This is a genomic window from Actinomycetospora chiangmaiensis DSM 45062 (genome assembly GCF_000379625.1).
Taxonomy (GTDB): Bacteria; Actinomycetota; Actinomycetes; order Mycobacteriales; family Pseudonocardiaceae; genus Actinomycetospora; species Actinomycetospora chiangmaiensis.
In genome coordinates this window covers 871,551-883,527 of the sequence record NZ_KB903217.1, presented here as the reverse complement: position 1 = coordinate 883,527, position 11,977 = coordinate 871,551, and the positions used below count along the sequence as shown (strand labels likewise).

Genomic DNA, 11,977 nt, shown 5'->3' with positions numbered 1-11,977 from the left:
CGATCCTCCTAGGCCAGCGCCACGTCGGTCGCGCCGCCGCGGGCCCACGGCGCCGCGACCCGCGAGAGCAGGCCGATCGCCACGTAGGCGAGGCCCGCGACGAGCCCGGACACCAGGGCGAGCCCCCACGTCCGCGACACGAGGTACTGCTGTTGCGAGATCGTCATCGCCACGCCGAGGCCGGTGTCGACGCCGCCGAGGTACTCCCCGATGATCGCGCCCAGCAGCGCCGACGGGGCGGCGATCCGCAGGGCGGCCAGCACGGCGGGGACGGCCGAGATGAGCTGGACGTGCCGCAGCCGCGACCAGCGCCCCCCGCCGTACACGGTGACGACGTCGAGCGAGGTGCGGTCGGCGGAGTTCAGCCCGAGCAGCGTCCCGATCACCGTGGTGAAGAAGCAGAAGATCGCGGCGAGCACGATCATCGGGGTCCGCCCGCCGAACACGACCGTGACGATCGGGCCGATGGCGAGGATCGGCAGGCAGTAGCTGATCACCGCGATGTTCACGACGACCGACTCCAGCCACGGCAGCAGGACCACGACCAGGGCCAGGCCGATCGCGAGCCCGTTGCCCCACAGGAACCCCTGCGCCGCCTCCGACACCGTCGCCGCGAGGTGCACCGAGTAGAAGCCCCACCCGTCGTCGACCACGCTCGCGACGACGGCGGGCGGGGTCGGCACGGCGCCGTTCGACGCGAACAGGGTGGCGGCCAGCAGCCACCAGACGGCGACGATCGCGAGCGTGCCGATCGCGCCGCCGAGCCACGGGCGGGTCACGCGGGCTCCCCGGAGCGGCCGAACAGCAGCTCGGAGAGCCGGTCGTGGAGGGCGTGGAACTCCGGCGTCCGCATCATCTCCGGGGTCCGCGGCCGCGGCAGGTCGATGTCGACCACCTCGACGACCCGACCGGGCCGCGGGCTCATCACGGCGACCTGGTCGGACAGGAACACCGCCTCGGCGATCCCGTGGGTCACCATCAACGTGGTCGCGGCCTGCGTGCTCCAGATGCGCTGCAGCTCCAGGTTGAGCCGCTGGCGGGTCATGTCGTCGAGCGCGCCGAAGGGCTCGTCGAGCAGGAGGACCTCCGGCTCGAGCACCAGCGCGCGGGCGATGGAGACGCGTTGCCGCATGCCGCCGGAGAGCTGGGCGGGCCGGGCGGACTCGAAGCCCTCCAGCCCGACCAGCGCGACGAGGTCGGCCACCAGCTCATCCGGGTCCTTCGACGGCCGCACCCCCGAGACCTGCAGCGGGAGCCGGATGTTCGCGACGACCGAGCGCCAGGGCAGCAGCGCGGCGTCCTGGAACGCCACTCCGAGGCCGCCGGACCGCCGCAGCTCGGAGGGGGTGCGGCCGGTGACGAGCGCCTGCCCGGACGTGGGCTCCTCCAGCCCCGCGAGGATCCGCAGCACCGTCGACTTCCCGCAGCCGGACGGACCGAGCAGCGACAGGAACGAGCCCTCGGCCGTGCGCAGGTCGATCTCGTCCAGCGCGCGGGTGGCCTTCCGCCCGGTGCCGAAGGTCTTCGTCAGCCCCGTCAGGTCCAGGCCCGTGCCCGGCGGTCGGGGGTGGGCGGGCGCCGGCCGTGCGGTCTCGCTCGTCGTCATCAGCTCTTCAGGCTCGGGTCGGCGGCGTAGACCTCGGAGATCAGCGACAGGTCGAACAGCTGCTCCTTCGACACCGCGCTCCCGGCGAGGCGCAGCGCCTGCAGGTTCTCCTCGACAGGCCGGTCGGAGATCGTGAACAACCCGTTGGTCCGCGTCTCGTCGGACACGACGAGGCCGTTCTGGTCGGTCGCCTCGAGCAGCTGCTCCGCGTAGTCGAGGTTCTGGTCCTTGCCGTAGTTCCCGACGGCGAGCCGGGTGGCGGCGCCCGGATCCGCCACGGCGTCCTTCCAGCCGCGGATCTCCGCGCGCAGGAACGCCTTGAGCTTCTCCCGCTCGTTGTCGATCGTCTCCTGCAGCACCGTGACCGTCTCCGCCACCAGCGGCAGGCCGTGGTCGGCGAACAGGAACGACTGCGTGGCGAAGCCCTTGACCTTGAGCGTGTTCGGCTCGTTGGTGATGTAGCCGAGGTAGCCGTCGACCTCGCCGGTGGTCAGCACCGAGGGGTCGAACTGCACCGGCACCCGGTTGATCGACGCCGGGTCGATGCTGTTCGCCTTGAGCAGGCCGTTCCACACCTGGTCGTTGGAGTCCTGGACGCCGATCTTCTTCCCGACCATGTCCTGCGGGGTGGCGATCGGCTTGGTGGCCGCCGAGACGATGCAGAACGGGTTCTTCTGGTACGTCGCGCCGACGATCTTCAGCGGGGCGCCCTGCAGGATGGCGGGCGCGGTGATCACGGGCGCGGACAGGCCCGCCCAGCACTTGCCGGAGACGAGGTTGGTCTCGACGCCCGTGGAGGCCGAGCCGCCGGCGAGGAGGTCCACCCCCTCGAAGCCCGCCTCCCGGTAGTAGCCCTTCGAGTCGGCCATGTACTCGCCGTTGAACTCGGTGTTCTTGATCCACGACAGCTGCAGGGCCACCCGGCCGTACTGGTTCGAGCCCGGCGCGGCGGGAGCGGCCCCGGAGTCCGAGCCGCCACCGCACGCGGCGAGCAGGGCGCCGCCGCCGAGGGCACCGGCGGCCATCCCGGACCAGCGGAGGAAGGATCGGCGGCCGAGGAGTGGACCGGCGGTCGGGGGCACGTGACCTCCAGGGTGGGGGGCGGCCGGACCCGGGCTCGGGCGGCGCGGCAGGGAACCTAGGAAGGCCGCGTGACATGCGCGTTTCGTGCACCGTTCGCAGACGTGACGTCACCGGGCGGAACGGACTCGTCACCTGGAGCGCTACGCCGGCCGGACGAACCGGCGCCCATGTCCGACCTACCCGGGGAGGTCGGCCTCCCGGCAGAGCTCCCACACCCGGTCGCGGGTCATCGGCAGCCGGCGCGGCCGGACGCCGGTCGCGTCCCGGATCGCGTTGGCGATCGCCGGGGCCACCGGGTTGTAGGGCGACTCGCTCATCGACTTCGCCCCGAACGGACCGAGGGCGTCGACGGTGTCGGCGAAGAGCACCTCGGTGCGCGGCACGTCGGCGAACTGGGGCAGGTGGTAGTCGCGCAGCACGCGGGTGGTGACGCGGCCGTCGTCGTCGAGCCGGATCTCCTCGTACAGCGCGGTCCCGATCCCCTGGGCGACCCCGCCCTCGACCTGGCCGCGGCACTGCTGCGGGTTGACGACGACGCCCGCGTCGGCCGCGTGCACCGAGCGCAGGACGCGGACCTCCCCGGTGGCGGTGTCGACGGCGACCCGCACCGCGTGGACGTTGAAGGCGACCGACCGCGGGGAGCCGCCGTGCGCGCCCTCGCCGCGGGCCCCGGAGAGGTCGGCCAGGTCGACCCGGCGGCCGTCCGCGGCGGTGACGCCGTCCGGGCCGAGCGTGCAGTCGGCGGGCGCGACCCCGAGCCGGGCCGCGGCCTTGTCGCGCAGCTCGCCGGCGAGGGCCGCCGCCGCGCGGGCCACCGCCGTCCCGGCGACCACCGTGCCGGTGGAGCCGAACGCGCCGGTGTCGACGTCGACGGCGTCGGTGTCGCCGCCGTGGAGCTCCACCTGGTCGGGCCGGGCGCCGAGCGCGGTGACGGCGATCTGGGAGTGCACGGTGGCGGTGCCGTTGCCGAACTCGGCGGTGCCGACCCGCACCCGGTAGCGCCCGGCGTCGAGGGCCACGACGGCCCGCGCCCGGTGACCGCGCGGCGGGATGGTGGCGATCATCGCCGCCGCCATCCCCTCGCCCACGCGCCACGTCGAGCCGGTCGGCGCGGGGTCCCCGTCGCGGGCGAGCGCCTCCCGGGCGAGGTCGAGGCACTCGGGCAGGCCGTAGGAACCGAACGCCAGGTCGTCGGGGTGCTCGGCCGGGTCGGCGGAGGCGACGAACGGGTCGCCGGGCCGCACGGCGGCGTGTCGTCGCAGCTCGAAGGGGTCGAGGCCCAGCTCGCGGGCGAGGTCGTCGAGGGCCGACTCGATCGCGAACTGCACCTGCCCGAGGCCGTACCCGCGGAACGCGCCGGAGGGCGGGGTGGTGGTGTAGACGGCCTCCGCGTCGACCCGCTTGTGCGGCGCGCGGTAGAGGGCCATCGACTCATGGCAGCCGTGGAACATCACGCCCGGCGAGTGGTTGCCGTACGCCCCGGCGTCGGAGAGGACGTCGATACCGAGGGCCGTGAGCGTCCCGTCGGGCCGGGCCGCCGCCGTCACCGCCACGCGCATCGGGTGGCGGGTGGGGGTGGCGGTGAGCGACTCGGTGCGCGTCAGCTCCCACTGCACCGGGCGCCCGACGGCCAGCGTCGCGAGCGCGGTGAGGTCCTCGGTCAGCATCTCCTGCTTGGAGCCGAACCCGCCGCCGACGCGGGCGGTGCGCACCCGGACCGAGCCGGCGGGCCGCTCGAGCAGGCGGGCGAGCTCGTCGCGGACGAGGAACGGCACCTGGGTCGAGGTGAGCACCACGAGCCGGCCGTCGGCGTCGGTCCACGCCCGGCTGGCGTGGGTCTCCAGCGAGGCGGGCGAGACGCGCCCGGTCCGCCACGTCCCCATGACGACGGCGCCGCCCGCCGCCCGGGCCTCCTCGATCCCGGTCGCGAGGTCGCCGACGCCCTCGTGCAGCGCGGCGACGACGTTGCGCGCCGGGTCCGCGATCCGGCTCCCGGCCTTCTCCGGGTGGATCGGCGGCGCGTCGCGGGCGGTCTCGGGGTCGAGCACCGGAGGCAGGGGGGCGTACTCGACGAGGACGGCGCGCGCCCCGGCCTCCGCCGCGGCCAGGTCGGTGCCCACGACGGCGGCGACGCGCTGGCCGTGGAACCGGACGACGTCGTCGAGCACGCGGGTGTCGTCCGGGTCGTCGAGGCGGCTCTCGTGGCGGGCGGTGGAGAAGAGCGTGGCGGGCGTGTTCTCGTGGGTGAGCACGGCGAGGACGCCGGGCAGCGCCCGCGCCGCGGACGTGTCGAGGCGCGTGATCCGCGCGTGCGCGTGGGGGCTCCGGACGACGACGAGGTGCGCGGTCCCGGCGGGCGGCTCGCCGTCGAGGGTGTAGCGCTCGGTGCCGCGCACGACCCGCTCGGTGGCCGGGGCCGGCGCGGGGGCACCCACCGGTCCGGCGTCCACCGCGCTCCGCCCGTCGAGCGCGTCGGCGATCGCGCGGTAGCCGGTGCAGCGGCACAGGTTGCCCTGCAGCGCGCGGGCCCGCCGCTCGGGGTCGGCCACGCGCTCGGCCAGGCCCACCGCCGTGACGACCATCCCCGGCGTGCAGAAGCCGCACTGGAACCCGGCCGCCGCCGCGAACCGCGGGCGCGGGTCGTCGGGTCCCTCGGGCAGCCCGGCCGCCGTGGTCACCGCGGCGTCCGCCGCGCGCACGGCGGGGTAGAGGCAGGAGTGCACGGGGGTGCCGTCGACCAGCACGGTGCAGGCGCCGCAGTCCCCCGCGTCGCAGCCCTTCTTGACGGCGTGGTGGCCGTGGTCGCGCAGGTAGGTGCGCAGGCACTGCCCCGCCCGCGGCGGGGCCGGGACCGGCGTCCCGTCGACGGTGGTCATCGCCCCTCCCCCAGCTCCCGGCGGATCTCCTCGGCGCCGCGCAGCGTCATCGCCCGCCGCCACGCGGGCGTCCCGTGCGGGTCGTCGTACCAGCCGTGGGCGTCCCCGAGCGCCTCGACGTCGGCCGCCAGCGTGCCGGCGGGCGGCACGTCGTCGTAGCGCAGGACGGCGGGCCGGGGCAGCGCCGCGGTCACGGCCAGGACGAACCCGCCGTCGGGACCGCGGCGCCCCGCCAGCAGGGACGCCGAGCGGCCGAGCGGGGACAGCGACGCCCGGCGCAGCGCGGTGCGGGCGCGCAGCGCGGCCGCGGGGAGGGCGATCGCGCGCAGCACCTCGCCGGGTGCGAGCGACGTGCGCTGCGCGCCGACGACGAGGTCGACGACCGGCGCGCGCCGCGACCCGCCGCCGGGCGTCCAGATCGTCGCCTCCCCGTCGAGCACCGCGGCGAGGGTGACCATCGGCGCCGCAGGCAGCGCGAGGCACACGTTGCCGCCGACCGTGGCGGTGTGCCAGATCTTGCGCGAGCCCACGAGGGCCTCGCAGCAGCCGGCGAAGAGCGCCACGGCGGGCCACTCCGGGTACGACGACGGGTCGAGGTCGGCGAGGGTCGCGAGGGTGGCGGTGGCCGCGAGCGTGAGCCCCCCGGCGTCCGCGACGACGGGTTCCCAGCCGAGCGCGGTGAGGTCGACGAGACCGACGAGGTGGGGCTGCGGCACCGAGAACAGCCACGACCCGCCGCCGAGCGGCGTCCGGTCGGGGCCGAGGGTCGGCAGGAGCGCGCGGAGCCCGTCGTCGTCGGCGGGTCGGGTGAAGGTCTCGACCGTGAGCAGGTCCATCGCGCCGCCTAGTAGCGCACCCGGTCGCCCTTGGCGAGCCAGGCCTCGAACGGCGCCTGCGCGTCGAGCTCCAGGGTCGAGCCCATCGCCTCCACCCGGGTCGGCCAGGTGCCGGGGTCGGCCGCGAACAGCTCGTAGAACGCGCGGTCGTCGAAGCCGCCGCGGGCCGCGTCGTGCCGGTCGGCGGCGAAGACCACGCGGTCCAGCCGCGCCCACAGGCACGCGGCGACGCACAGCGGGCAGGGTTCGCAGCTGGTGTAGAGCGTGGCCCCGGCCAACGAGAAGTCGCCGCGGTCGCGGCACGCGATGCGGATCGCGGTGACCTCGGCGTGCGCGGTCGGGTCCATGTCGCGGGTGACGCGGTTCTGGCCGCGGGCGATGACGACGCCGTCGGCCACGATGACGGCCCCGAACGGACCGCCGCCCTCGGCGACGTTCTGCTCGGCGAGGGCGAGCGCCTCGCGCAGGAACCCCTCGTCGTCGCTCACTGGGCGGCCTCCCGGACCCGGGCGGCCTCGCGGCCCGCCGTCGTGTTGAGCGTCCCCGCGCGGCTGCCCGCGAGCTTGCGCGCGAGGTGCTCCCGCACCGTCGTCGCAGGATAGGGCCGGGCGCCGGCGAGGGGCAGGGTCTCGACGACGGCGTCCGGGTCCCCGTCGTGGAAGAAGGCCGCCGAGCGTCGCCGCCGGACGCGGCCGTTCTCGACCGGCGGCCGCACCCGGTGCAGCGTCGAGCGCCAGCGGTCCCCGGTCAGCCGGGCGGTGAGGTCGCCGAGGTTGACCAGCAGCGCCCCCTCGGCGGGCAGCACGTCGTGCCACGTGCCGTCGTGGAGCACCTGCAGGCCCGCCACGCGGTCGGCCCACAGCACGGTGACCAGGCCGTAGTCGGTGTGCTCCCCCATGCCCGAGAGGTCGGCCCCGTCGGGCAGGTCCTGCTCCTCGAGGGCGTAGTGGTTGAGGCGCAGCACCTGCACCGGGTCGTCCGCCAGCCGGTGCAGCACCTCCCGGTCGCCGAGGGCGTCGCCCAGGGCGCTCGCCAGCGCCCGCACCACCCGACGGGCCTCGCGGGTCCACGTCTCGACCGCCTCGCGGAACCCGGGCAGGTCCGGCCACACGTTCCCGTCGCCGCCGGAGTCCGGCCCGTCGGCGGCCGTCCCGACGTTGAACGCCTCGAAATAGTCGTTCATGTTGCCCGCCTGCTCCACGCCGAGGCTGCGACTCACCGACTCGCTGCGCGGCGGGCTGTAGCCCCGGTTCGTGCCGTCGGTGACCACGAGGTCCCGCTTCTGCTCCATCGGCAGCGCGAACAGCGCGTCGAGGGCCGCCTCGAGCCCCGCCACGGCCCGCGGCCGCACCCCGTGCCCGACGACCTGCACGAAGCCGACGGAGCGGCAGGCGTGGTCGAGCGCGATGGCGGTGCGCGGACGGGCGCCGGGGTCGCCGTCGAGGTACGGGGAGAGATCGACCGTGGGCACGACGAACATCGGACCTCCCGTGGATCGCTGCCTACCGGTGCCGGCCACGGTGCCGTGACGGGTCACTCTAGGCGCTCCGTCGCCCACGCGTGTGACGTTCAGGAGTCGTCCACCTCGTCGGCGTCGACGGCTCCGCAGGCCACGCCGCGGCGCAGGAAGCCGACGAGCGCCCGCTCCGTGGCGGGCTCGTCGAGGGTGCCCGACGCCGCGCCCGCCCGGTAGGCGCGCAGTCGCCCGCGCGCCGCGTCGAGGCCGGCCCGGTGGAAGGCGGTCACGACGACGAGCCGCGCCGCCACCATCCCGGGGTGCATGTCCCAGCCCTGCCCGATCCCGAGTTCCAGGGCGCGGCGCACGATCCGGGCCTGGATGCGCCACGCGGCGAGCACCGCGTCGCGGTCGCCGACGGGCAGCACCGCGCAGGACCCGTCGCACACCGGGACCCCGGCCGCCGCCCCGGCCTGCTGCATGGCGAACTTGGCGTGCTCGGCGGCGGGGTGGTCGGCCCGCTGCTGGTCCGGCGCGATGCCGAGCGCTGCGGAGTAGTCGTAGGTGCCGTAGTGCAGGCCGGCCGCGCGTTCCCCGGCGGCGGCGACCAGCTCGTCGACGCGCTGGGCACCGCGGGGGGTCTCGATCTGCAGCTCGAGCGCCACCGGCCCGATGCCGTGGTGCGCCTCGATCGCGGCGCACGCGGCGACGAACGCGGTGACCTGCTCGGGCGCCGACACCTTGGGCAGGGTGACGCGCAGCCGCGACGGGTCGCCACCCGCCGTCAGGAACGCGTCGGTGACCAGGGCCCAGGACCGCAGCCCCCGACGGCGGGTGGCGCGCTCCACCGACTTCACGCGCGGGCCGCCCCGCAGCGGGGCGCGGTCCCCCGCCAGGACCGCGGCGAGGGCACGGCCCGCCGCGGTCGCGGCGGCGTCCTCCTCGGCGTCGGGGCGATGGCCGAAGCCGTCCTCGAGGTCGGCGCGCAGGTCGGCCACGGGCCGCTCCGCGAGCGTGCGGGCGACCCGGGGCAGGGCCTCGTGCAGCTCGGCGGCGGTGACGCCGAGGACGTCGGGCAGCGCGGGGTCGTCGGCGTACCGCGCCAGCAGCGCGGTCGCCTCGTCGCCCCAGGTGCGGGCGGTGTCGGCGGTGACCCGGTCGGCGGGCACGTAGCAGACGTGCACCGGCTCGGGACCGCGCGCGGCGAGACGGGCCCGCCCGGCCTCGTCGGCGTCGAGCGCCGCGTCGGTGGCGGCGAGCCGGTCGTCGAGCGCGTCGAAAAACGTCGTCGACATACTCGGCGACGGTGTGGTTTTCCTGCCACTGGGTGCAAGCGGTGACGCATTGCTTGCACCGGAGGGGCTCACGGGGTCCACAGCGCCTCGAGGCGCAGCACGGTGATCTCGGCGAGCTGGGCGCGCACCACCCCGCCCTCGGTCGCGGCGTCGTTGCGCAACCGCTCACGCAGCAGGGCCAGCATCTCCGGGCCGGACCGACCCGCGGCGCGCACCAGGTAGACGTGCCCGAAGCGCTCCTCGTAGGCGCGGTTGCCCTCGGCGAGCGCGGTCCGGTCGACGTCGCCGAGCCCCGCCTGCTCCCGGGAGCCGACGGGGTCGCGCGGGGCCCCGATCCGGGCGTGCCCGGCGAGGGCGGCCGCGAGCTCGGCGTCGTCGAGGGCGAGCACGTGCTCCGTGGCCGCCGCGACGAGCGCGTCGAGCGAGCCGTACGGCCGTCCCGCCGCGACCGCAGCCGCCCAGCCGGGCGCTGCACAGCACCCGAGCAGCACCTCCTCGGCCACCGCCGCGGGGAGCCCGTCGAACCGGCGCACCCCGGCCGCCGCGACCGCCGCCGGCGTCGGCCGGCCGAGCAGCCGCAGCCGCGCGAACCCGCCGTCGGGACGGACCTCCACCCGCACCCGGTCGACGACGAGGCCGGTGTCGAGGCCGTCGGCGGCGCCGAACCAGTGCTCGGTGTCGGGCTGGACCGGGGTCTCGGGCAGGAGCTCGACCTCCTCGGCGCCGATCCCCACCAGGCGCACGGTGCCCGGCGCGTTCCCGACGAAGTAGGTGGTGTCCACGACCGCCTGGTGCACGTGGCCGGCGGCGCCGAGCGCGACGTCGACCCAGTCGAAGCCGCCGTCCCGACGACGGCGGGTCTCCCAGCCCTCGCCCATGTGCGCGGCCGTGCCGGGCAGCAGCAGGTTCTCCGGCGGCGAGTAGTGCCGGTTGGAGGCGTCGAGCACGCGCCCGCCCGCCGCGAGGGAGGCGAGGTCCACCCCGATCCCCCGCCAGCGGCGCACGTCGGGGAGGACCTCCCCGAGCACCCGGAGCCGCGCGACCCCGCCGTCGGGCCGGATGCGCAGCCGCACGTGCGTCGCGGCGCGCGGGACGTCGGCGTCGACCGGGTGCGCCGTGTTGCCCTTGAGGTCGGTGCCGCACAGCGGCTCCCACGGCGCGGCCACGACCTGCTCGGGCGTGGGCCGGCCCTCGAACCAGCACGTGTCGACCTCGGCGGAGACCGGGTGGTTGCCGTCGAAGAAGGCGGTGTCGACGACGACGCGGTGCACGACGCCCGGCAGCCCGAGCCGGACGACGGCCCAGTCCTCGCCGTCGAGGTCCCCGCGCCGACGCCGGGTCTCCCACCCGTCGTAGAGCTGGCCCTTGTGCCCGAACGTGTGCGCGGCGTGGGTGGGGTCGGCCGCCGCGACGAGGTTCTCCTTCTCGGCGAACGTCTCGTCGCTCGCGGCCACCACGCCTCCACCGACGGCACGCGACGCCAGGTCGATCATGAGTCCTCCTCCGGCAGCAGACGCCCGGCGCCCGGGGTGGCGCCGCGCAACCAGACCCGCCGCACGGCACCGCGCAGGGCCATCCCCGCGTAGGGCGTGACGGGGTGGCGGTGGTGCAGGGCGGCCGGGTCGACCTCGGCGATCTCGTCCGGGGCGAACACGAGCAGGTCGGCGTCGTGGCCGACCGCGATGCGCCCCTTCGTGTCGAGGCCGGCGAGGCGGGCCGGGGCGTCGGCCATCCAGCGCACCACGTCGTCGAGGGAGTGCCCCCGGGCCCCGGCGCCGGACCACACCACGCGCAGCGCCACCTCGAGGGACGAGACGCCGCCCCACGCCCGGTCGAAGCCGCCGGCCTTGAGCTCGGGCGGGCAGGGCGAGTGGTCCGAGACGACGGCGTCGAGGCGACCGGCCCCGAGGGCGCCCCACAGGAGCTCCCGGTTGGCCTCCGAGCGCACCGGCGGGCAGCACTTGCCCGCGGTGCCGGGGATCGTCTCGGCGGCGAGCGCGAGGTAGTGCGGGCAGGTCTCCGCGGTCAGCCGCACGCCCGCGTCGCGCGCGGCCCCGATCTCCTCCGCGGCCTCGAAGGCGGAGACGTGCAGGACGTGCAGGTGGGCCCCTGTCCGCGCCGCGACGGCGGCGAGCCGCAGCACCGCGGTGGTCTCCGCCCCGGGCGGGCGGGAGGCGAGGAACGAGCGGTAGTCGGCCCCGGCGGGCGGCGACTCGGAGAGCACGCCGTCGTCCTCGGCGTGCACCACGAGCGGCAGGTCGAGCTCGGCGCAGGTCGCGGCGGCGAGCTCGAGGTCGTCGTGGGAGACCGCGGGGAACTCGGGCACGCCCGAGTCGGTGAGGAAGCACTTGAAGCCGCGCACCCCGGCCGCCGCCAGGGCCCTCATCCGGCTGGGGTCGACGCGGCCCGACGGGTCCGGGACGCCGTCGACGAGCGGCACCGCCCCGCCCCAGAAGGCGACGTCGACGGCGACCTGCCCGCGCGCCGCGTCGCGCTTGGTGGCGAGGGCCTCGGGGTCGATCGTCGGCGGGATCGAGTTGAGCGGCATGTCGACGAGGGTGGTGATCCCGCCGGCCGCCGCCGCGGCGGTGGCGGTCGCGAACCCCTCCCAGTGCGTGCGGCCCGGTTCGTCGACGTGGACGTGCGAGTCGACGAGGCCGGGCAGCAGCACCTCGTCGTCGGCGAGGTCGACGACGGGTCCCTCGACGGGGGTGTCGTGGTCGGCGACGGCGGTGATCCGTCCCGCGGAGACGGTGACGACGGCAGGGGCGGTCCCGCCGGGCAGGACCACCCGGCGGGCACGCACGACGAGATCGTGGGGCATC

General features: G+C 76.2%; 10 protein-coding genes. All 10 read right to left on the bottom strand.

Translation table 11 applies throughout. From position 1 onward, the window contains the following. Nucleotides 1-8: 8 nt before the first annotated feature. Nucleotides 9-779 carry an ABC transporter permease gene (locus A3CO_RS30005; protein WP_018331033.1) on the bottom strand — a complete coding sequence of 257 codons (771 nt, stop codon included), beginning with the start codon at nt 777-779 and terminating at the stop codon, nt 9-11. Next, entirely contained in the window at nt 776-1,606 is an 831-nt protein-coding gene (locus A3CO_RS0104470; RefSeq protein WP_018331032.1) for an ABC transporter ATP-binding protein, read from the bottom strand. Before A3CO_RS0104470 ends, A3CO_RS30005 begins: the two co-directional genes overlap by 4 nt. Continuing rightward, on the bottom strand, nt 1,606-2,631 hold the full coding sequence (locus A3CO_RS0104465; protein ID WP_084681561.1) for an ABC transporter substrate-binding protein: 1,026 nt from the start codon (nt 2,629-2,631) through the stop codon (nt 1,606-1,608). Before A3CO_RS0104465 ends, A3CO_RS0104470 begins: the two co-directional genes overlap by 1 nt. A gap of 234 nt (nt 2,632-2,865) precedes the next feature. Beyond that, complete coding sequence (locus A3CO_RS0104460; protein ID WP_018331030.1) at nt 2,866-5,565, bottom strand: molybdopterin-dependent oxidoreductase; 2,700 nt, start codon at nt 5,563-5,565, stop codon at nt 2,866-2,868. Continuing rightward, nucleotides 5,562-6,401 carry an FAD binding domain-containing protein gene (locus A3CO_RS0104455; protein WP_018331029.1) on the bottom strand — a complete coding sequence of 280 codons (840 nt, stop codon included), beginning with the start codon at nt 6,399-6,401 and terminating at the stop codon, nt 5,562-5,564. Before A3CO_RS0104455 ends, A3CO_RS0104460 begins: the two co-directional genes overlap by 4 nt. A gap of 8 nt (nt 6,402-6,409) precedes the next feature. Continuing rightward, on the bottom strand, nt 6,410-6,889 hold the full coding sequence (locus tag A3CO_RS0104450) for a nucleoside deaminase (RefSeq protein WP_018331028.1): 480 nt from the start codon (nt 6,887-6,889) through the stop codon (nt 6,410-6,412). Continuing rightward, nucleotides 6,886-7,881 carry an isopenicillin N synthase family dioxygenase gene (locus tag A3CO_RS0104445; protein WP_018331027.1) on the bottom strand — a complete coding sequence of 332 codons (996 nt, stop codon included), beginning with the start codon at nt 7,879-7,881 and terminating at the stop codon, nt 6,886-6,888. The genes A3CO_RS0104450 and A3CO_RS0104445 overlap by 4 nt, the downstream gene beginning before the upstream one ends. 89 nt (nt 7,882-7,970) lie before the next feature. After that, nucleotides 7,971-9,152 (bottom strand): DUF6986 family protein, encoded by a 1,182-nt coding sequence (locus A3CO_RS30000; RefSeq protein WP_018331026.1) that lies wholly within the window; start codon nt 9,150-9,152, stop codon nt 7,971-7,973. A gap of 68 nt (nt 9,153-9,220) precedes the next feature. Next, on the bottom strand, nt 9,221-10,645 hold the full coding sequence (gene alc, locus A3CO_RS0104435) for an allantoicase (RefSeq protein ID WP_018331025.1): 1,425 nt from the start codon (nt 10,643-10,645) through the stop codon (nt 9,221-9,223). Then, nucleotides 10,642-11,976 carry an allantoinase AllB gene (allB, locus tag A3CO_RS0104430; RefSeq protein ID WP_018331024.1) on the bottom strand — a complete coding sequence of 445 codons (1,335 nt, stop codon included), beginning with the start codon at nt 11,974-11,976 and terminating at the stop codon, nt 10,642-10,644. Before allB ends, alc begins: the two co-directional genes overlap by 4 nt. Between the last annotated feature and the right edge of the window lies 1 nt (nt 11,977).